General features: G+C 50.3%; 16 protein-coding genes and 2 pseudogenes. 6 read left to right on the top strand and 12 right to left on the bottom strand.

Annotated elements, in window-relative coordinates; all coding sequences use genetic code 11:
* Positions 1-11: 11 nt before the first annotated feature.
* Genes JMJ16_RS27675 through JMJ16_RS27690 form a run of 4 tightly spaced genes read right to left on the bottom strand, consistent with a single transcriptional unit; the run spans position 12 to position 8622 of the window.
* On the bottom strand, positions 12-2639 hold the full coding sequence (locus JMJ16_RS27675) for an Hsp70 family protein (protein ID WP_201386828.1): 2628 nt from the start codon (positions 2637-2639) through the stop codon (positions 12-14).
* On the bottom strand, positions 2617-3258 hold the full coding sequence (locus JMJ16_RS27680) for a hypothetical protein (protein ID WP_201386829.1): 642 nt from the start codon (positions 3256-3258) through the stop codon (positions 2617-2619). Before JMJ16_RS27680 ends, JMJ16_RS27675 begins: the two co-directional genes overlap by 23 nt.
* Entirely contained in the window at positions 3242-3697 is a 456-nt protein-coding gene (locus tag JMJ16_RS27685) for a hypothetical protein (protein ID WP_201386830.1), read from the bottom strand. Before JMJ16_RS27685 ends, JMJ16_RS27680 begins: the two co-directional genes overlap by 17 nt.
* A complete protein-coding gene (locus tag JMJ16_RS27690) occupies positions 3694-8622 on the bottom strand; it encodes a hypothetical protein (RefSeq protein ID WP_201386832.1) in 4929 nt (1642 codons plus the stop codon). Before JMJ16_RS27690 ends, JMJ16_RS27685 begins: the two co-directional genes overlap by 4 nt.
* Before the next feature lie 1188 nt (positions 8623-9810).
* Between JMJ16_RS27690 and JMJ16_RS27695 the strand changes: the two genes are divergently transcribed.
* Positions 9811-10329 (top strand): hypothetical protein, encoded by a 519-nt coding sequence (locus tag JMJ16_RS27695; RefSeq protein ID WP_201386833.1) that lies wholly within the window; start codon positions 9811-9813, stop codon positions 10327-10329.
* A 319-nt stretch (positions 10330-10648) separates the two neighbouring features.
* On the opposite strand, the gene JMJ16_RS27700 is transcribed toward JMJ16_RS27695, so the two are convergent.
* Positions 10649-13108, bottom strand: coding sequence for a serine/threonine-protein kinase (locus JMJ16_RS27700; protein ID WP_201386835.1), 2460 nt, complete (start codon positions 13106-13108; stop codon positions 10649-10651).
* A 429-nt stretch (positions 13109-13537) separates the two neighbouring features.
* Here JMJ16_RS27700 and JMJ16_RS27705 point away from each other — a divergent pair, with 429 nt between their 5' ends.
* From JMJ16_RS27705 to JMJ16_RS27715, 3 genes are all read left to right on the top strand, one after another.
* Entirely contained in the window at positions 13538-13771 is a 234-nt protein-coding gene (locus JMJ16_RS27705; protein WP_201386837.1) for a hypothetical protein, read from the top strand.
* Positions 13772-13956: 185 nt separating this feature from the next.
* On the top strand, positions 13957-14610 hold the full coding sequence (locus JMJ16_RS27710) for an RNA-guided endonuclease TnpB family protein (protein ID WP_201386839.1): 654 nt from the start codon (positions 13957-13959) through the stop codon (positions 14608-14610).
* Between the two features lie 330 nt (positions 14611-14940).
* Positions 14941-15741 (top strand): aminoglycoside adenylyltransferase domain-containing protein, encoded by an 801-nt coding sequence (locus JMJ16_RS27715; RefSeq protein WP_236601727.1) that lies wholly within the window; start codon positions 14941-14943, stop codon positions 15739-15741.
* 343 nt (positions 15742-16084) lie between these two features.
* On the opposite strand, the pseudogene JMJ16_RS27720 reads toward JMJ16_RS27715, so the two are convergent.
* From JMJ16_RS27720 to JMJ16_RS57295, 3 genes and pseudogenes are all read right to left on the bottom strand, one after another.
* A pseudogene (locus JMJ16_RS27720) lies at positions 16085-16498 on the bottom strand (IS5 family transposase); the annotation flags it as partial.
* 160 nt (positions 16499-16658) lie between these two features.
* Positions 16659-16877, bottom strand: coding sequence for a CGNR zinc finger domain-containing protein (locus JMJ16_RS57290; protein WP_374229125.1), 219 nt, complete (start codon positions 16875-16877; stop codon positions 16659-16661).
* Between the two features lie 92 nt (positions 16878-16969).
* A pseudogene (locus JMJ16_RS57295) lies at positions 16970-17299 on the bottom strand (ABATE domain-containing protein); the annotation flags it as partial.
* A 136-nt stretch (positions 17300-17435) separates the two neighbouring features.
* Here JMJ16_RS57295 and JMJ16_RS27730 point away from each other — a divergent pair.
* Together JMJ16_RS27730 and JMJ16_RS27735 are read left to right on the top strand one after the other, a co-directional pair.
* Positions 17436-18605, top strand: a complete 1170-nt coding sequence (locus JMJ16_RS27730; protein ID WP_201386843.1) for an epoxide hydrolase family protein — start codon at positions 17436-17438, stop codon at positions 18603-18605.
* Between the two features lie 27 nt (positions 18606-18632).
* Complete coding sequence (locus tag JMJ16_RS27735; protein ID WP_201386845.1) at positions 18633-18809, top strand: hypothetical protein; 177 nt, start codon at positions 18633-18635, stop codon at positions 18807-18809.
* On the opposite strand, the gene JMJ16_RS27740 is transcribed toward JMJ16_RS27735, so the two are convergent.
* The 4 genes from JMJ16_RS27740 to JMJ16_RS27755 all read right to left on the bottom strand — a co-directional run bounded on the left by JMJ16_RS27740 (position 18802) and on the right by JMJ16_RS27755 (position 21870).
* Positions 18802-19575: a sugar phosphate isomerase/epimerase gene (locus JMJ16_RS27740; RefSeq protein WP_201386846.1), complete on the bottom strand. Its 774-nt coding sequence runs from the start codon at positions 19573-19575 to the stop codon at positions 18802-18804. The two genes, JMJ16_RS27735 and JMJ16_RS27740, sit on opposite strands and share 8 nt — an antisense overlap.
* On the bottom strand, positions 19572-20579 hold the full coding sequence (locus tag JMJ16_RS27745) for a Gfo/Idh/MocA family protein (RefSeq protein WP_201386848.1): 1008 nt from the start codon (positions 20577-20579) through the stop codon (positions 19572-19574). The genes JMJ16_RS27740 and JMJ16_RS27745 overlap by 4 nt, the downstream gene beginning before the upstream one ends.
* A gap of 152 nt (positions 20580-20731) precedes the next feature.
* Positions 20732-21115, bottom strand: coding sequence for a cupin domain-containing protein (locus JMJ16_RS27750; RefSeq protein WP_201386849.1), 384 nt, complete (start codon positions 21113-21115; stop codon positions 20732-20734).
* Between the two features lie 74 nt (positions 21116-21189).
* Positions 21190-21870 carry a GntR family transcriptional regulator gene (locus JMJ16_RS27755; protein WP_201386852.1) on the bottom strand — a complete coding sequence of 227 codons (681 nt, stop codon included), beginning with the start codon at positions 21868-21870 and terminating at the stop codon, positions 21190-21192.
* Positions 21871-22002 lie beyond the last annotated feature (132 nt).

The following is a 22002-nucleotide window of genomic DNA, read 5'->3' on the forward strand; positions in this document are numbered from 1 at the left end:
AATGCTCCAAACTAGGAGGTATGGTCCTCTACCAACTTGCCATCGTCTCCATCTTCTTGGGAGTTGACCAAAACGTTCTTTATCTGTTGGAGACGTACCCAGGCTTGATTGGCCCGATGCTGTACCAACAGAGGATTGGTCTGGATATCCCGTGCTGCCGCATTGAGTTGATTCTTGATGAGGATGATTTCGTTCTGAAAATCTTTCCGTTTCCTCCCGGTGGCAATTTGATCAATTTCTGTCGCCTCCACAAGGATACTATGGATATAGCTTGCCGCCTTTTCAGATTCTGAGAGAGTATTTTCACTTTTCACTGCCTTGGCATACAAAAGCGCTAGATGATCACGCAGGGCATAGAGTGAAACAAGTGCATTTGTATATCTAGTCTGGTCTCCAGCTTGGAATGCCTGATCGCCTTGTATTTGTTGAGCCTCGATTGCCTTGCTGATTTCTCGGCTATTATAGCCTTGCTGGGTAATTCCTGAATAGGTAGATAGTGCTTCAACAAAATTTTTGAGATTGAGACACTCCCCCACAACCTTCTCAAACACGTCTCGTGGAGGTTCAATTGAGCTCTGAGTGGGAGCAATGCTTGCAACTAGCTCCTCCAACTCCTCAAAATCATGAACAGCCTGTTCAAGATCCTCTTTCTCAACAGCAGCCTCGTAGCTCTCTTTTGCCTTTTTATATTGTTCTTCAACACGACTCTTCTTCTGAGTGTGCAGTGTTGTTGTCAATTTTTGAAATGACTCATCGAGAGCCTCTACTTCAGTGGCAGTCGGCGGCTTTCGCTCTGGTGGAGGCTCGATCTGCGTCTCAAAGGTTTTCTTGCCAATTGTGCCTTTGATAGTTATGCCTGCCAGTTCGTCGACGTGAAGCGTAAAGTGAACGGGGGTTCCTTTCGCCAGAGTGGGAAGGTCCTCAATGACAATTTCTTTGACCATTTTCTTCTGTTGGTATAAAGGTAAGCGGAGTCGCTGCGTATTGCCGGGGTGATAAAAGACGTCATCTTGGCTGGCAGGTAAGGTGCTCAGCGCCTTGATGAGTTCCTTCCTATATGGTTTGCCATCGCGGCTGACTTCTAGAGAGAGAGCTTTGGAGAGCAAGGCGGTTCCACTAGAACCACCAGTTGGGCGTAACGCATCCTTGCTCTGGCTTATAGAGTGATTCACGGTCGCGATCAGGGTATCGCTACCGCTAAAAATCTCAAACGTGAGTAGATTCTCGGCTGAAGTTTGTAACGGGACACGTGTAAAGCCGAAAGAATTGCCTCTTTTCAACGCTTGCTCATCCTCAAAGCCTAGATCTGGAATGGTGAGCCGGATGTATCCATCGGTAAGATCGAGGTCAGGGGCAAGCGCCTCAACTCGCCCTCCAATGGTGACTTGTCTGGCGGCGGTGACGCTAATCCCACGGAAGAGTACACGTACGGAGCGCTGTGCATCATAGTTGATTACTCCGCCGGTGGCAGAGGCGCGAATCGCGGCTCCTAAAGCTACAATGGTGTCGACCTTCTTATAAACAGGCTCAGTACATTTTGCTCGGGGTTCAGAGGCCGTTGGATCAGCGCAAAATGTCTGGCGCACGAGCTCTCGTACCAACGGAATATGTGTCGTTCCGCCTGCGAGAATGATGGCATCGATATCGGCCAGGGTAATACCGGCCTTTTTCTGCGCGAGCTCCAGGGCCTGGTAGCAATAGGGGATGGTTCTTGCGATAAGGGGCCGCATGAGTGCCTCGATTTCGTCGCGCTCAAATGGGATATCAATGTTGACGGGCTGTCCCTGCTTATCATAGAGACTTGACTGACTGCGTAATATGAACTCATCTGATGTAGAAAGCGCCTTCTTCACGCCCTCAGCCAGGAGTCTGAGCTTTTCAAAGCGGTGGCGATCCTCAGGGTCATTTTTTATGTCCAGGTCGAGAGCATACTCTTCACTTAATAGGCGTTGACGCAATTCTTCGGCCAGTATACTATCAATGTCATCACCACCCAGCCGGTTGTTTCCACTAATACCTAGAACCTCAAATGCTCCCTCAATACTACGCAGGATGGAGACGTCAAAGGTACCTCCACCAAAATCGTAGACCAGGAAGACTCCATTCTGTACCTGGTTTTGCCAGCAGTAGTAGCTTGCGGCAGCGGTTGGCTCATGCAATAACTCCAACACTTGAAATCCAGCCATCTCAGCGGCCTTGCGTGTTGCCTCTATCTGAGGCTGGTCAAAATAGGCGGGCACAGTCACAATAGCGCGATCAACGATCCATTCTGCGCTCTCACTGGAAAAACGCGCTACATCTTCTTCAATTTGCTGTTTCATTTCGCTTAGTATCAGCGAAGATACCTGCTCCGGTGTCAGTTGTTCATCCCCTAGGCGTACCGATGTTTGTTTGCCCATGACGCGTTTGACCGATCTAATGGGTTCAGGCGTCGTCCCGATGCGCTGAAAAGCTTTGGCGCCAACAATTTTTTGTAGGCTCCGGGGATCCTTCCAGACACAACTTGGCGTGGTCTCTCGCTTTGTTTTAGGATCTTTATGCAACACTATATCTGTATCGGTGGGGTTCATTATGGCGACCGCGCTATTGGTGGTGCCCAGGTCGATACCGATCGCTTTACTGATTTGTTGCCTGGCCATTCTCTTTATGCTCCTCGTATGAACGTGCGACTGCATGATGGTTGCCATCTCTTGGCTCGGACTCAAGTGGTGCCCCCATCACGACCCGTCCGGCTCGAACCAGTACGGGACCTTGGTGAGCCTGGAGCATGCGTATGATGGGTTCATAGACGTCTATGACTATCTCTTCAGTCAGATGTTGCTGGTGTCGCCAGTGCTCAATTTCCACAAAATCGGCGACCTCTTCATATGATTTGCCGAGCGGAAATTCTATCTCAATACCAGCAGATGTCAGGGCTTCAAGCATCTGATCTTTAATGATGCAGAGAGACTTATAGAGGCGTGGCAATGTCTCCTGCCTCCCTTGTAGACGACTGCCCTGGTCAGAGCTGGAAAAAGACGATGAAGAGCGCTGCAAAAGCATTTCTAGCTGAGCCACTAGTACAGCCTGTTCCGCCAGGGCCGCAAAACTGGTTTGAAATGCTTCTGCCTCGGCCCGGCGACCCTCGGTGAGGGAGGCATAATGGACACGTAATAAGGCCGCTACCTCTGCAGCTGGTGAAAGCAACTCGTATTCCAGAGGGAGTGCCTCACGCTCTTTAAAAATGCTCCAATCAGGTAAGTTACCCGCAGATGACATCCCATTCCTCCAACGGCAACGTATATCTGGGCACAAATGGTGAGCTATGAAGCAAGGGTTCCGGGTCGGCTTCCGCTATGGTTATTTCGCTCTCCAAAAGCTGCTGAAGCAGTTCCGCCGCATTCACATCTTCTACGCTCAGAGGGGGGGTTCCCTGCGCTAACGTTGCCAGGGTCACGGGCTTTCTTCGATGCCTACGTATAAAAGCCTCCCACTCTTCGTCTTCATACTGCGCCTCAGGGAACTCAAATAGCTCGTATGCCAGGCGAGTACGTACATTGGTCTTTAATTGTTCAGTTGCCCAGCGGAAGAGCATCTCCTCTTCTTTTGATTCAGCAAGTTGGTACAGTTCCTCTCCACGAGCGACGATCTCCGCCAGGGTTGCCCGCGTTGACAGCCGAAGGATATGAAAAGGATTTGGTTTCTCAGGTGTGATCATTTTTTGGTCTCTTTCTCAGATGAAAGATGTTTATTTAACTGATCAAGCTGTGTCTTTGCCAGGTTATTCGCACTATTAAACTCCAGCGCTTCTTCTAAAAGGCCCCTTGCGAAAATGAGCATTGCCCTGGCCAGGTGATTTTCTGTAGAGGCATTTTTCCCCTCTTCTACATGCTTGAGTGCCATCTGCGTCAGGACCGTAGAAAGCTGTTGTGTGATCATCTTGTTATTTTCGTGCTCTGTATCCAACTCCAGGGCTTGTCTCAAGTATTTATCCGCCTTCTCAAGCTGACCCAGATTGGTGCAAGTGATACCATGCTGATAATATGCAGTTATGTGGAGTTGACGCGCCCTTTTACTCAGGCGCGATGTTGAGGGCACTCGCGCTATATTCTGAAGGGCCTGGTCAAAGAAATTCTTGGTCAGTGCCTCCTCTGCCTCCTTGAGCAGACGCGCATTGTCCTCTTCGGGTACAAGCTCTTCCATCTCCTGGATGAGTTGCTGCGTAGCAGGGTTCTGAGGATTGAGGATAGCAGCTTGCTTTCCACGGCTTAGGGCCTCTGTGTAACGTCCCTCTGAGGCAAGCCAGCGTCCATGGCGGAGACAAATTGTGGCGTGTTCTGCCTGGAGCCCCGATGGACTCTGTATAAGCGGTTCCGCCTCGTCAATAGCCTGGTACGCTCGTTCAAACTCCCCCTTTTCTGCGTAGGCATGCAGATCCCGTTTGAGCTGTACAAGCGCCTGAATGCGCGCATCTTCCAGCATTTCATCTGAATTGGTGTAACCCGGGCTCCGGGATAGCGATGCTTCGTAATCTCGTATGGCAAGCAGAGAATTATCGCGCACGTAGCCGCGGTAGTTCAAGTGTCTCGCGAGTGCCTGGTTCTCGGGCGCATAGGCATTTTTCTTTTCGCAGAGAGGAAGCAAACGGTCTGCTATCGCGCTGGCCCGCATCACGATTCGCTGCATTTCTTGTTTGCCCATGTTGAGGTACAGATCGTAACTCCAATCGTTGTACCAATCGAGGCATGCTACCAGGACGCGCGTAATGGGAACATCAAGCAAGATAAAAGTCTCAAGCAGATCAATGCCTCCCGAGTAGTTTTGGCGGATACCTGAGGGAAGGCTTTTAATCTCCTCGGCGTTCTGGAGAGCCTTCTCAGCGTCCATCAGCAGCGATGCTCCCCATTCATTGAGTAACTTGCTTGCCTGACTGCTAACGTACTGTATTCTGCGATTATCGATATCTATCGCATAAGGAAGCCCATATGTACTGAGGGAAGAGCATAACTGTTGTTCTCCTGACCGGCAGAGGTCAAGGCAACGCGAGTGGGTTCGCGCCCGCTGGTAGTTTCCGGTCGCGAAATCCTTCTTCCCGCTTGTGCTGTGAAAAGTGAGGATGGTATCGAGTGCATCATGCCACACCTCCTCCTGTTGGAATGGGTCCAGGGTAGAACGCCCTCCCTGTTCATTTATTCCCCGCATCAACGCAAAGTAGTACCAGAAGGTTTCTGAACTTAGCAGCAGGACCCAGAGAGCCGTGCTTACCTCCCAGTCCCTTTCTGCGTCCTCCTGTCTGGCAAGCTTTGCCAGGGCCACTTCTCTATAGAGAACGCTGATGAGGTGCATAAAAGGCACTTCCGCCTGATGCTCTTGCAGTGCCAGGCCCCATTCGTGCTTTATCTGTTCGTGATCATCGTTCACAAGTGCTGTGGCAAGTTGGGGATGCTGCCCAATGACCTGGCCTATAGCGTGGTATCGCCCCGGTACAACCTCTACATCATCGAAGCCTGGAAAGAGGAACGCAAGCAAGCGCATGGTTGCGGCCCGTAATTCGATTTTGCGTGCTCGCTCCAGTAACATCTGTTTCGTTTCGGTCCCATTTGGCTTTGCTCCTGCCCAATGGGCAGCTTGCCGTAAATACCTGGAAGCTTCAAGATATTCCCTTTCAGCGAGCGCCGTAACCGCTTGGTGGCTTAAGAAGCGAAAGCACTCCTGCTGCCAGCTAGCTGTCTGTTGGTTATCATCTGCGTCGCGCAGTGCCTGTTCCCATAGACGAGAGGCTGATGCTGTTTCACCAAGCACTGCCGCAACTCGTGCCAGCGAGGCTGCCTGTTCGCGCGATTGTCTTGAATGTGATAGATCGGTAAGAATTTTGGGAATGAAGGCGGGGACGCTGCCTTTATTGAGCGCATAGATGGTCAATAAAGGAAGAACACGTTCTATATAAAAGGGGGCCAGGCTCTTTCGCGCCTGCTGGCGGAGAAGCGCTTCGTAGCCCTGTTCTGCCTTCCCGCTGTTGAAAGCCAGCACCATACTCAGGCTTTTACTAAACTGCGCTCGTTCCGGTGAGGTTTCTCCGGGTGAGACGTCGTGAGATGGGTTAATGTGTCCATGTAAGAGGTCAGCCAGTATGGAGCAAACGCGACCGAGCCAGGTGTCATTGGGTACGATTGTACGTAGAATGGTGCTGGCTTCCTCGCGTTGGCTGTTGTGGCTGTAGATAAAGGCAAGCAAGATCTGCAATTGCCTGTTGTCTGGATCTTGCAGTATGCGCTGAGCCACATCCTGTCGTAGTGCCCGGCACTGTTGCCCATCGGCATTCATATAGAGAATGTGTAGCGCTGCCGCCACTCCTATCTGGCATGCGATCCGAATTTTCGGGTGTTTCCTGCTCTGTGCCGCTAGTTGCTCCAGGAATGGAAGCAATATACGTGCCTGTTCTCTTTGCTTTCCCTCGCTAACCATATGGGCAATTGCTTGAGCGAGTTCGCAGAGAGCTACTGGCTCTAAGTGTTCCACAGCCTCCAGTACTGTTTGCAGTTCCGTAACAGCACTAGCGACGTCATGGAAGCTTCCATACCATAGAAGACCCAATGCTACATACCACATGAGCCATGGTTCTCGCTGTGCAGGTGTCAGTGCTCGGTAGGCGTGCCAGAGCTTTGGGTAGGTTTCAGCCCGCTGCTCAGAGAAGGCAATAAAATGAGCGCACCATGAAAGTACTTCACTATTACCTGGTAGTGTTTGTCTACCTTGATCTAACGCTTTCCGCCATGCCATCGCTGCCTGGGTACGGTATCTTTGAAGCTGTTCCTGTGGTAGGACACTTTGTGTGGTTTTGTACAAATAGAGATGGCCTAGAACGTAGTAGGCTTTAGCCAGACCCTCTTCAGCCAGACGTTCATTGAGCTCGATAGCTCTATCCAGCTGTCCCTCGCGTCCCTCCACATATGCCTGAAGCAAGCGTATTTTGCTATCGTGCCGCCCGGGAAAGACCTCATTCAGGTGGTGCTTTCCCGTATTGAGTTTGCCCTCGCGCAAAAAAAGAACTGCCAGGAGAAGCCGCGCTTGATGGTGAGAGAGCGTCAGTGCTGCTTTTTCCAGGAGAGTGATCCCCTGAGCCTGGTCCTGCCAGCGTAACGCCTGTACTCCCCGCCAGAAGAACTGATCGGCAAGAGGCAAGCGCGCGAAGAGGGGGTGTGCAATCAATCGATTCGTTACCTCCTGCTCCCCGCTACGTACTGAGCAGGCCAACCTTGTGCGTAGCACCTCTATCTCCTCAACGAGGTACGTTGTTTCTACTTCCCTCAGGTGGGTACCGGAAAAGCCTTCCCTTGCTAGGGCGAGGCGTATCTCTATAATATGTGCACGCGAATGCTGTTCAGGATTTCTCTTCATTTCTGTGAGAAGTTCCTGCATCTGTTGTTGTTGCTCCAGGGCGGGATCTATCTCCAGGAGCAGGCAGGCGACTGTCCAGCGCCCTGACCAGTTCGCAAGTGCCCGAAGGCAACGTACCGCGCTCTCGCGATTGCCAGAGAGGATTTCTGCCCAGGCTGCATAGTAGCCCCATTGAGGATATTCTGGATACTTTTCGGCAAGGGGTGAAAGCAGATGAGCCGCCTGCTGGATATCGCCGTTTAGCAAGCATATGCGTCCAAGGGTTGCCTCAACTATATCGCCGATATAGATGTGTAAATGTAGCTCTTTGAGGCGAGCAGCATCTTCAACAGAGCATGGCAACGGGCCAGGGAGAACGCTTGTGTCGAGCCATTCAATGATTGTGCATAGCTGAAATAGTCCCGCGATCACGGGGTCTTGCATATACTCCGAGTTTGGGAAATGATCCTTCACCTCGCCATATCTGCCAAGTTGGATCCAGGAAGCCAGCTGCCCAATACGGGCGGTCCTATCGTTAGGGTCTGCAACCAGGGCACTGCTAAAATACGTACTCGCTTCAGCGGGTGAATCCTCAATAAGTAAACTGTAGAGCCCTTGGGTAGTACGCATGTGAGGAACTAAAATATGAAGGGGGACCAGGCGCTCTGTGATTTGAAATATGCGTTTGAGCTGGGTATGTTCCACAGAAAAGTCGAGATTACACAAACGGGTAAGTAACGCTAAGATGGTCGATTCAGCATACACCTGGGGTGTTGATTGAACATGGTCTATGTATATGTCGAGGACATCATCCTCAAGCACCTCGTTTCGAGCTAATGCATGAGCACAGTAAACTCTCTCCTCACGGTTTGTGGAAGGGTTGCGATATGTGAGAGCAAACAGCTTACACGCCTGAACAGGTTGGTTACGTGCTTCGTAGGCCCGGGCAACTCGTAACCATATATCGGCGGGGCGTACTCCATTGAGCTCCTCAGGGCTGCTTGTGACAAGCATATTGCCCATATCTTCTACCGCTGCCAGGTCATCCTCGCTTAAGTGAGGCAGGCGGCTCTGATCAAGAAGCGTTTCTAGGAAGGGAAGCCATAAATGGATGGATTTAATTGGCGAGTGATGCATTTGTTTTCGTACTTTGCGCAAAAGCACCAGAGCGACCGAAGGATCAGGTTCCGCTAGTGCCTGCTCCCATTGCTTCTTGAGACGCCCCTCACTTGTAAATTTATCCCAAAAAGATGTCTTTGGTTCCATACGCGTGTAACTTTCCAGAATCTTTCTGCCGTACCTGCATAAGTATATCTTATTTTAGCGAATCACATCTATGAACTACATCACAGCTTATGGCTTCTGGGAGGTTTAATAGCAGGTGCCATCATTCGGTTATCTGCTGTGTATAAGGTGCCCCTTGTAGAATATCGTCTGCATATGAGCCTGCGCGGTCGTGATTGGCTCCCCACACATCAGCATACCTTTTTCCTCAAGGCAGGGGCTTGACCCTACTGCTACATTCCTCAAAGGCGGTAACAGGCAGGAAGTCAAAGCCTTGTTGTCAAACGGCATGAGCAATGGAAGCAGAACTCTGGGTTGGTCGTAGTCCAACCCGGAGTCCAGTTGGGCTTGTGGGACTTCCACGGCTTTCAACGGACGTAGCTGAACGCTGGCTGCGTGGACAATGCAATACTTGTCCATGAAATCAGCAACTATGCATGTCAACGATCATGCGCATGATCTGTTTTAGTTTTGTTTGTAGATGGTTTTGTGCTTTATTCTCGGTACAAGGTCACCAAGCTCTTCTGTACTATTAGCACCTTGTGTTCTCCGTCAAACGTCATAGCCAATTCATATAGGGCAGGTGATCCAGACATAGCCGGAATCTCTTGGAGCAGTTCAACGCCAGGCACTATTTCACTTGACGAAACAAAGGTGAGGTTGCCACAAATGTTACGGAAGGTCATAGATCGATGGAATACGAGCATGTATGTTTCCGGCTTCTGCTCCATCGTGCCTCTCTCCTGAACAATTATAGGACAACTGTTATTGTTGGTCTTAAACAAGATAGAAAACATGTTCTAACATGATTTCTACTTAAAACATGGGTAGATAGTATGTCCGTTCATCCGTTTGTCAGCCTTCACAAGCACGCTATGTTTCTATTTTTTTTAAAATGCGTTACAATTATTAAGGCTAAAGCACAATTCATGTGTTACAGAATGACACTTCGCTTTATTACAGATGTGACGCGTGTACCTGTGATGTAAGGATTCCTTACACCCTGGGTAAAGAATAGGAGAAAGCGAGACGTTTGTCAAGTCTTTCCAATATTTCTGTCACTTTTAGTATTTTGTGATGTAAATGAGAGAAATATTTTATAAATCACTTTACATTCTTTGACATGTACGTATAGATTTAGTTTTATTGTATTAAAACAGGAGAAAAATATTGCAAAAAGAGCGCGAGCAACGTGTTCCAATTGAGGTGCAAAAGCTAGCTGAGGAAATGCTCCACTTGTTTAAGATATCTAAGGAGAAAGGCATTACAACTGAGATGTTGGGACAGAAATGTCGTACGAATCGTCAGTGGGTTTCTAATCTCCGGTCTATTTTCAGGAACATTGACAATGGTATATTAGAACCATTGCCAGGATGGCCTGCCATTGTTACAGTAGTAGTTGCTATGACCCCGGATGATGAACTGGCGTATGGAACCCACTTGAAGTGGATACTAACTGAACTGAGCGTGATGTACGACGCGGCAGAAGAAGCTCATCCACATAAATATGGCTCCATCACCGCCACACGTGAGGCCATCAAAAAATCGTCAAAGAAAGCCCTGGATCCAGCCTCAAATGCGGTGCTGGTTAATGAGGTCCAGGCTTTAGACGCTAATGTGCGACGACGAGAGCTATCAAAGCAGGCGCAATCGGATGCGAGGCAAGCTGCACAAGAAAAAAAACGCTAGAAGCCTATGGCCTTGCCTTATCACGGGGTCCTGACATTTTTCCCCGAAATTCCCGCTATATAATAGGGACTGTATTCCAGGATGGCAGCGAGATTATATCCCCTGTGTTGGCTACTTGGGACATCTGTTGACAAAATCGAAAAAAACTCCAGGATACGCTCCCGTCTTCCACATTGCATTCAATCGCAGCGATCTCCCTGAGCGCCTGAGTGTCGGTCTGTGGGCACGCCAACGATGAATCGTGGGCTTCCAGCCCATGCTTACATGGACCCTATATGCATGCAACTTTTTTCTTCTCTGGACTTTGTGAGTACGCCAATTAGTAGCGGCTCCAGCCTAAAAGGCGCAGATCGGTGCCATCGGAGATATCCGCAAAGTAGGTTGGGTCCCCTGTATCGAGGGAGCCATAGTACATCTTACGATTAGCGCTATGAGGATCGGCCTCCTGGAGCGCAAAGAGTTGCCCATCTTGCGAGACATTTGACCAGGCATATTGAGAAAAGGGGCAGAGTGACTGACCACCAGTTGTATCGCTGGAGAGGCGTGTGAGGTTCGTACCATCGGTATTCATCCGCCAGAGACCATTCTGGCTGGTATCTCCGCTGCCGTTCTCGACCATGAGTAGCAGCGTTGTGGGAGAGATGGCGCGTAGCATGGTAATAGCCTGATCCAGATGCGCGATGACCTGGGAGGTACCGCCCGTTGAGGGCTGAACGGTGATTGTCGTTGGTCCAACGGGAGCGTGCCCATCGCTGGTGCCGCAGTTGGCAACGTAGAGTTTTGTGCTATCGTAGCTTGCATCAAAGCTACCGCAATTCCAGTTCTGACTAAGCAGCTTTTGCAGGTTGCTATCGTGCTGATTGGGGCCCCGTGTAATATCCAGGGTATAGAGATCGTTGTGAGTAGCACCCGAGTTTGGGATGAAAGAAGACAAAAGGACGCGATTATTATCTAACCAGGTCATAGGTCTATAGGCCAGGGCCATTTGTGATTGGAGGATCATCTGGAGCGTGCCTGTGCCCATAGTATATAGGTAGAGCAGTGGCTTGCCTCCACTACCAGGGTACTGATTGAAGACGAGCTTCTGCCCGTCGTAGGAGAGCTGCATCTCAGCTAGCTGGTTGCCACTAGGGGCACAGTACAGCGTTTGTTGTTCCTGTCCATCCACTCGTAGGAGGCGGAGTTGGCTTATCCCATTTTTGTTCAAGATATAGACAACCCATTGCCCATTCTGCGTGACCTGTCCCTCATTGATATGGATGTTTGGTTCACCCAGGATGGGAGTCGCTTTAACTGTATTGTCGGCATCGCGACGTTTTAGCGTTCCCTGCGTTGGTGCGCTGTCTGGTCCTTCATTCACAATGTAGATAAGCTGGCGATGGCTACCTTGCGTAACAGGATGGAGTGTTGCGGGACGGGCTACATTCCCTGTCGGACAGTCAGTGGTAATGGCAGCCGCGGCTGGCTGGAGTAGCGTTTTTGAAGGTGTTTGGGTTGACCTAGCACTTGCGGGTGTATTTATTGCGACCTGGGGTTTGGGGGGAGATGCTGCATGATTATTGAGGTAGCCAGTATTGTAGAGGAGGGCAAAGACACTGGCAGTCAATGCTATACCAATTAAGGTGTAGGTAAACGCGGTGACGCGATTCGTTGCTCGCGCCGCGGGAGGAGGAGTTGAATATGTCGATGGAGGATATGAAGCGAGGATTGTTGGGGCGAAGGTGGTCTGCTTCTGCGTAGGGACGATTCCCTGCGGCATAGGGAGAGAGTGGCTTGTTGGAGCAGTATAGTAACTCGTGCCTGTAGGTTTTGGACCCATAGGTTCAGGGGAGGTGGGCGTGGTGGAGAGTTGCGTCTGGAAAGGACTGGCTGGTAGCCTGGAGTCATTGACTATGGTAGAAGGCACATCAGTGAGCGTCGGGGCAGCAGAATCTGGTTTTACTGCCTCATTGAGAGCGGTGCGAAATGCAGCGGCCGACTGGAAGCGGTACACAGGATCTTTTGCCAGAGCTTGGAGCACAACACGCTCAAGTATTGGCGTGATAGTAGGGTTGAGGGCACTCAAAGGACGTGGTTGCTCGCTGAGATGCTTTACCAGGAGTGTCATAGAGTCGTTAGCATGAAAGGGGCGCTGCCCGGTGAGTATTTCATAGAGCACTATACCGAGCGAGTAGATATCGCTCGTTTTATCGGGCCGGCTCTGAATCTGCTCCGGTGCCATATAATCAGGTGTGCCCTTAATGGCAAAGCTATCCGTGCGTGTGACATCATTCGTTAGGGGTTTGTTGTTTGTGTGCTCTACACTCTTGACGAGGCCGAAATCGGAGAGCATAAGCGTCTCTTCATTTTTGAAGAGGATATTGCCAGGTTTAATATCGCGGTGGATCAGACCTTGTTGATGAGCATATTCTAGTGCATTAAGGATTTGATGGATAAAGAAGAGTGCTTGCTCAAGAGGAAGCGGCCCCTGGTGTTTATGTAGATAGTCTCGAAGAGAGCCTCCAGGCATATAGGGCATAACCAGGTAGGCGTAAGTATCTTGCTCGCCATACTCATACACTGGGAGGATATGGGGGTGGTCCAGGAGCGCCAGAACGCGTGCCTCTCGCGTAAAATGAGCAAGGAATTCTGCTGTATTAGATGCCTGAGGGTTGGGTTCAAAGACTTTTACCGCAACCTGGCGATGTAGATGAATGTCTTCAGCTAGATAAACGGTCGCGGTACCACCCCGACCCAGTTCGCTTAACAGGCGATAGTGACCTAATATTGCTTCTAGCATGCTGTTACTTCCAGTTAATAGATAAAATTTAACTACGTCAATTCGCGCTTAGTATAGCACATAGGTATTTAGCATAAAAGAAAGAGATGCAGTTGTGCACCTTACTATAGCTATTTATTATGCGCAGATAACAAACAAAAACTCACAGCAAACTCGCCGTGGAGGCGCAGTATACCTCGCAAGCCTGCCCCAAATGTGGCTACACGCATGAGGACAATCGCCCGAACAAGGGACTGGTCTTCCATCATAAGAACCGCGCCATGCGGGGACCCCTGGCTTGAGACATGAGGAGGAGCATGGCGCACTCCTTTCTTTTTTTGCTATTTGGCATAAATACGACATACATGGTATAATTTGTGCATGAATAGAATGGTGCGGATTCAACTTCAACTGAATACAGAACAGTCCTAAGTCTTGCAGGAAACGTTGGTGCAGTTTACCGTTGCCTACAATCAGGTGTGTGTCTATGGTTGGCAGCATCGCGAGAAGAACGGTGTCAGGCTTCATCATGCCACCTACTACGAGACGAAATCTTTGTGTCCTGGTCTGGCGAGTGACTTGCTCATTCAGGCTCGGGTCAAAGCCACCGAAACGCTTCGCAGTGCTTTCACCTGGAAAGCCAGGAAGGAAGCGTCCTATCCGAAAAAGGTTGCTAAAGCATAGAAACAGGGGAAACCCGTTCCCCTCTTCAAGCCTGTTCGTTGTCCTTCCTCTGAGCAGTGTGCGGTTCGTTACAATGCTCACACCTACTCCCTCAATTGGGAAACACAAACGATTCGCGTTTCGACCACGCAAGGCAAAATGACTCTTCCCTTTACCGTTCCTCATTTCAGTGAGCGATATCGTGGGTGGAAATTGCTACTGCTGACCTGATCCACCGCAAAGGGAAATGGTGGCTGCATGTCGTGGTCAATGTTCCCGAACCTGTTGTTCAAGCCAATGACACGGTTGTTGGTGTGGACTTGGGCTTGAATCGTCCTGCTGTGACTTCCAACCGTCACTTCCTTGGCTCTCGCCACTGGAAAGAGGTTGACCGCCGTACTTTCCGTCTCCGTCGCAAACTTCAGTCCAAAGGAACCACGTCTGCCAAACGGCATCTCAAAAAGCTGTCGCGTAAGCAGATGCTTTTCCACCGGGACTGTGACCATGTTCTCTCCAAACGCATCGTGCAAAGCGTACCCCCTGGAGCAACAATTGTGCTTGAGAACTTGACCAATATTCGAGAAGGAGTCCGACATCGCAAAGGTGAAGGACAACGTAAGCTGCATTCCTGGTCCTTTGCGCAGTTGTACGGCTTCATTGTCTACAAGGGGCAAGAACAGGGAATTGTGGTTGAACGCATTGACCCGCGTCATACCTCGCAAACCTGTTCTCGTTGTGGGCATCAAGCACGCAACAATCGGCGTTCTCAATGGGAGGCGAAAGCCTTTGTAATCGGGAGCAGTGGCGTTTGTTTTCATGCAGTTCCTTTCACACATTGTTCAGTTCTGTTACCAAGTTGACAATACCATCTAGATAGTTGCTTCAAGACCTCGAGAAAACTAGCGTTATCATACTTGTACTGTTTTATACTATAAAGAGGTCTGTCGCTGTCAAAATGTCATTATCTCCATCGAATCGTTGCGATTCTGCTGGCGTTATTGTCTCAAATTGCTTTCCCAATACCGCTCGTAGCTGTTCTCCATGCTGGTAGACGTACTCTTGCAAGAGAGGGAGAATACAGATGTGCAAGGAATAAGAAGAGGGGAAGTGGACAAGGCTAGCGAGTACTTCTCAGGCATCTGGGCGCGAGGTAGGAAACGCTTGTGTGTACTCATCCAAGGAGGTGTCAAGTGTCAATCAATTCTGATACTCGATTGCAGAACCTGCCACCCGAAATTCAAACCTACTCCCTGCAAATGGTTCAGTTACTTCATAACTATTTGCAAGGGAATTTATTAGGGGTCTACATAGTCGGTTCCGCAGCATTAGGAGGGTTTATTGCTGGTAGAAGCGATATCGATATACAAGGGGTATGCGCACGACAACTCAGCCAGGGCGAAAAGGAACAGATTACTTCCTTACTTGCCCACCCATCCTTACCATGTCCAACGCGAGGATGTGAATTTGTTCTCTACAGTAGAGAGAAAGTAACTATCCCCTCTCCAGCTGCCGGATTTGAAGTGAATCTCAATTCTGGTCCCCAAATGCACTTTCATGTCACCTATGATCCAAAGGATGAATCATTTCACTGGTTTCTCCTCGATCGATCAATTGCACGAGAACATGGTATCAGCATTTTTGGCCCAGATGCCCACGAACTCTTTGGGGTCATTCCGAGAGCGTGGCTACTCAATGCTCTTCTCACTTCATTGCGCTGGCATACAGACCATGATGAGGCTGGCTATTCCAGTATCCTCAATGCATGTCGAGGGTGGCGATTTGCTGAAGAGAATCACTGGTCATCAAAAGTAGATGCGATTGAGTGGGCCAAAGCACGTGTTGCTGATGGTGAGCTGCTTACGCAAGCCCTCGCTTTACGTGCCGGAACATGTGACAAAACATTAGATCAAAAGAAGGTAAAACAGTTTCTCAACAGAATCAGAGAGAGAATAGAACAAGTCCAACAGGTTGATACTCTCCCGCATACATAACGGGGGATGCTTCTTTCATCAGCACTCGATTTCGACTTATACATGAGGATGTCATTGCGATCGACAAACACCTTCTCAATGGGGATCAAGGCCAGGGGCGACCGGTGGTTCATCGCCCGTCGGTTCCGTTGCGACCAGTGAATTGTCACAAGCAGTTCACTGGTTTCTTTGTGTTCAAAGACGCCTTGAAGCAGACGGAAAATGGGCAGGAATGCCGGGCGGGGTTTGAGCGCGGCAATCATGTTCCATTCGGGATCATAGGAGAACCCCTCTGGCTCCAAGAGAATGGTGACCATTTCATATCGCTCTTCAAGGGTTGCAACATCCCACAAGGCGGCCATGCCTGGCGGCTGCTCCTCACTGGCTTAGGACGATCGACGATGATGCTTTCGATGGTCGGTTGTACCAGTTTCATATCGTGGCGATTGGCGCCCTCAATCGCCAGACCGATTGGCACACCGTGTCCCTCGGTGAGCAGGCTGCGTTTGGCCCCGCTCTTGCCCCGATCGGTGGGATGGGGGCCGGTTTTCTCGCCGCCTAGCGGAGCTTTGACCATCGCTCCATCCATTGAGAGCCAATCCCAGTCCAGCTCATGCACCTCATCAAATTGCTCAATCCCTGCTTGCCGCAATTTGAGAAAGACCCCTATTTTTACCCACTCCTGAAAGCGATCGTGTGCCGTCGAATGGGTGCACAGTTCGGTCTGATCCAGGGCTCGCCATTGACAGCCAGTTCGTAGCACATAGAAAATTGCGTCGGTACTGCTTCCACTACCTCAGATTGTCACAGAAGATAGCGAGGATTGTAGAAAGTGGAAGTAGGCGGTATCCAAAACGCTGTGTGGCGAGAAAATCATGGTCATATTCCTGTTCTTTTGCTCCTTTGTTTGCCCTCTTCTTTCAAGCTTTTTTTCGCTCTCAAGAGGGTTGGGCCGCTTCATTCCTGCGCAGTTGCTGGCGATATCTGCGGATTTTCGCGACATTCCCACAACCTGTCGTCGTACACCAGCGACGTCGATGATTTTTTGTACGGTCAACAAAGAGCCAACTGCAAGTGGCACTCGCGCATTCGCGCACCAGGCTTCGTTCCGAGGAGGTGAGGAGTTCGGCAGCCGATCGCACGATGGGCCCAAACATCTGGTCGAGCGCACGCGAGTCACTGGACCACTCCCACCTGAAACCATCCGCGACTGGAATGATGCGCCCCCGGCTATCGCTTTGCCAAGTTCGGCATTCAGGATAGTCAGATCAGTCTCCATTGGCTGTATATCCGTTGCGACAGCGGCAAAGATACGATAGACGGCTTCTCTGAGCATGCGGGCGCCTTCGAGCACTGCAACGGCTTCGGCAGGATGCGACTCCGCTTTGTGGAGAAGATCGGTTGCATGGTCTTCAGTTATGGAGCCCGCCTGTTGACTCCAGGCCACAAGATCGTTATAGCCACATAAGTATTCCCGTGTCACTCCGCCACGTAGCCCGTCAAGCGTGTTGGCAAAATCCAGGCACATCTGCCCACCAATGAATGCAAAGGGCCTCCTGGTTGTTTCGCTGGTGCTCATCACATCACTCTCTTCTGCTCATTCTTTTTTTGTAACCCTCTAAATTGCACTTGACAAGTTACCGGTGCTTTCTTACAATGTAACCATCTATTTGTATTTTAAATGGTTACCAACATTTGTCAAGGGAGAGATCACCATGGGAAAGCACCCGTTCACCGTGCATGTTCCCCAAGCGGTTCTCGATGACCTGAAGGATCGCCTGGCGCGCACCCGCTGGCCCGATGAGGTGGGGGGAGCAGGATGGGACTATGGCACGAACCTGCACTATCTGAAGACCCTTGTAGACTATTGGCAGCACGACTTTGACTGGCGGGCCCAGGAAGAAAAACTCAACCAGTTTGCTCACTTTCGCGCTGATATTGACGGTTTTGGCATCCACTTCATTCATGAGCGAGGCCGGGGACCGAACCCACTGCCCCTTCTTCTTACTCATGGCTGGCCCGGCTCGTTTTTCGAGATGCTCAAGCTGATCCCTCTGTTGACTGATCCAGAGGGGCATGGCGGCGATCCAGCTGACGCGTTCGATGTGATTGTGCCATCATTGCCAGGGTTTGGTTTCTCCGACCGCCCCACAGTTCGCGGGGTGGCAACAGCGCAAACTGCTGAACTGTGGGCTCGTTTGATGCGGGATGTGCTTGACTACTCTCGTTTTGCCGCAGCTGGCGGGGACATTGGTTCGGGCGTCACCCAGCGCCTGGCTCTGGCTCATCCTGGCCTGCTCGTAGGCATTCATCTTACCTATCTCGGGGCAAACGTACCGCTCCCTGAGCAGCCCGACCTGTCGGAAGCGGAGCAGCGCTATTTGCATGCGGTTCAGCAATGGTCGTTGGAGGAAGGAGCCTATTCAAGGCTACACGCTACGAAACCACAAACGCTGGCCTATGGCTTGAACGACTCACCAGTTGGCCTGGCAGCGTGGATTACCGAAAAATTCCGCACATGGAGCGACTGCGATGGGGAGGTTGAGCGGCGTTTCAGCAAAGATGAGTTGCTGACCAATATCATGCTCTACTGGGTCCCGGAAACCATTGCTTCCTCGGTGCGCATGTATTACGAGAATGCTCATACTTTGTCGAGGCTTCAACCAGGGCAACGCATTACCGTTCCAGCAGGGGTGGCCCTTTTCCCAAAAGAGATCATCATACCTCCGCGTGAATGGGCGGAGCGCCTCCTCTTCGTGCAACGCTGGACAGAGATGCCACGAGGCGGTCATTTCTCAGCCATGGAGGAGCCTGAGCTGTTGGCTGAGGAATTGCAAGCATTCTTTCGTCCACTCCGCGCGGTGTCAGCCCAGCAAACTAATTAAACGAGCAAGGAGGCAAAGAAGGTTTTCGTGCAGAATCATGGCTCTTCCGACGCTGTGACGAACTATCCTGCTGTTGCTGAACCACTGGAGACGTCGGTTCAGCAACACCTGGAGCGCGTCTCTGGCGCAACCGACACTTTACTTACACTTTTCTGGCTCGGCCAGATCCTCTCGGGGTTGGGGAACGCGTTCGCGATTAGTTGATGGCTTCATGAGAATACTGTTGCCAGGAGTTCGCCACAAATCGAGCACACTCCTCCATTGCGCCAGGCAGATCGCTACCACTTTCCTCATCGGCACAGAGCCATCCGGCATATCCGATCTCATGAAGTGCTGCAAATACAGGAGCAAAATCGATGTTGCCCTGACCAAGCACCTTGAATGCGCTATCGGTAATATCTTTGAGATGCACATTATCAAGCACATGACGATAATCGCGAAGCACCCCGGCGATATCGTTGATGCCAGACTTGATCAGGTGTGCGGTATCCACGGTAAGTTTGACAGACTGATCGTTTACAGCGTCAAAGAATACCTCAAAATCCTCGCAATACATGACCGGCTGGTTATAGTGATGATGGAGTGACAAAACCGTTCTGTATTGCTGAGCTTCCTTCCCCAACTCTGAGAGGACCTGCGCAAAACCCTTGATGTCGCCCCTCGATAGACCCTGTCTTGGCTGAGCGTGACAAAAGATAATTCGTTCTGTTCCAACGGTCTGCGCAAATTTGAATAGGCTGCGCAGCGAAGCAATCCCTGTTTCATCCAACAACCCTCCAGTGATCAATCCGGAGGCAATGGCCGGAGCATCTTTCCCCCACTGTTCCACAAAGCGTGCTGGATCACCGACATACTCGCGATACTGGCCGTTTTTGAGTTGCAACCCTTGATAGCCGAAGGAATGGTATCGTGAGAAGAGTACCTGTTGTTCAACTGTATTATCGGTTGGTTTGGAAAATGCCATCTTCATGCTGGTACTCCTTCATTGAATACAACGGCACGCCTCTCCTCAGCAGAACGATAGGCACTATCTAACAGCGCAACTGTTTTTAAGTTATCACGTCCACTATTTTCCGATTCTTTGCCCTGTTCCAAGGCAGTCAGAAACAGATCTAAACCTGTAAAAGTTGCTTCAGGCTTGTGTGAGCCACGGTATGGATTTTCCCATTGCTTTTGTGGTCTGCTACGATCATCCAATTTATAAAGACTGGTTCCAGCATAATTGAGTATGATCGCACCTGTTTCACCAAGCACGAACGTCTCTGTTTTCGAAACAGGAGAAGAAAAACTCTCTATATAAGAAACCAGTGCGCCTTTTTTGAAATTGACAAACGTATTGGCCTCAGTCTCTCCTACACATTGGATCGCAGGTGATGAACGTGTTTCAGAGACAAGGGAAACAGCCTCATCATCCAGTAGGTGCCGGAAGCCATCAAACCAGTGAACACCCATCACTGCCATCGCATGCCTTTTCAACTGCGTTCTCCACCCGACATCCTGGCGAAACATCAAATCCTGGTGTATCACGTTTACTACCCGCCCTATCTCCCCATCGGTTACAAGGCCGCGCGCTACATCGAATGGATAGTGATAGCGGAAATTCTGGTTAACGGCGAGGCTAACGTGAGCTTGAGCGCATGTATTGACCATATGTTGCGCATCAGCATATGAATCGGCAAATGGTTTCTCGACAAACACATGCTTCCCCGCAGAAGCAAGCGTATCGACAACCTGGCGGCGTACATTCGTTGGCGTACATACTACGCCAATCTCCCACTCTGCTTTGGCGATCATCTCTTCCAATGAGGTAAACCCTTGCGCGACCTCGTATTTCTTACATATGTTATTCATACGTTCAGCATCTGTATCGCACACCGCTACCACTCGGATGCGCTCAGGATGAGGTAGATAGGCATCAAAATGCATGCGAGAAATATTCCCACAGCCAACAATAGCGATATTGAACTGTTTCATCGTTTATCCAAGCTCCTTCCTGGTTACTGAGGCATAAGATCTCAGCTAACGATACTGGAGAGTGGGGGCACATAAATAGTGCCCTTAAGCCGTCAACAATCGAGTCATGCCTAATTGCGCACATTATTGCTATCAACACTTATAAGCGTTATTTATGCAATCTCGTCACCTTCAAAATTATCGGTGCGTCGATCTGGAGCAGAGAAAGAGACTATTGCCACTAATGGCTCGGCACTGGTACACTTTGCCCAATGTTTTACCCCTCTAGGGATGCGAATCACCATACCAGAAGCCAGGTGAAATAACTCGTCCCCTAACTTATGATCACACTCACCAGATATAACATAGAGCAATTCTTCACAATTAGGATGAGAGTGCAGAGGATTGCGTTTACCCGGCTGAATCGTCACTACACCTAACGTCTGCTCTGCTTCAGGCATCTGCGCAGCTCCTACCAGCCATGCGAGATGCCCCCAGCTCATTTGATTGACATTTTCTTGCTCCGCCACGCTCCTGATTACATCATGTTTATTCAACTACTTGTACTCCTCTCATAACGGCAATCGCTCAAAAGCAACCTGATCATTGTAATCTAACCGCATCAACAGCATTATGAGGGCTTATCTGCCACGGTCTCAGACGCTTCGATCAGGGCTACTACAGAACGACGCACGCCCTCTATATGCTCTTCCATTAGCTGCGCTGCCAGTTCACCATCGCGTGCTTCCAGCGCGGCAAGGATACGGGGACGTTCGATAGCCGTTCGCGTGACAACCTGCAGATCGCGATTAGCCCCCATGCGCACGATCTGGATCTGACGTTGTAGGCGGCCAAGCGCTTCCAACAAGATTTCATTATCAGAGAGCTGCGCGATGGCATTATGAAAGCGCTGGTCTGCGACACTATAACTAACCATGTCGCCCTGTTCCAGCACCTCTTGCGTCTCGTTGAGAATAAAGCGCAACTGCATCAAGGTCTCTTCAGTGAGCCGGGAAACTGCCAGACGAACAGCCAGTCCTTCAAGCGTTTTACGCACTTGATACAGATCGTTCACCTGCTTGGCCGTGAACGTACGCACAAAGTTTCCACGATAAGGACGACGCTCAACAAGACCCTCCTCAACGAGAGTGGCAATGGCCTCGCGCAAAGGGGTTCGACTTACCGACAGGTCATTCGCAAGAGTACGCTCATCAAGTTGAGCACCTGCGGGAATAGCTCCCGAGGCTATCAGTTCGCGAACTTTATAGTAGATACGCCGATTGAGCGGATTGTGCTCCAGTTTGTTCTTCAACGCTCTATTCTCCATTTTTAAAGAGACCTGTACTCTCTATGGGAAGTATTGGCTTGGTATATTGTATATTGTATATTTATTGTACCCGGGAAACAGTACTCTGGCAAGTGTGTTCTCGATGAAGCGATACAG

It is taken from the genome of Ktedonobacter sp. SOSP1-52 (assembly GCF_016587395.1).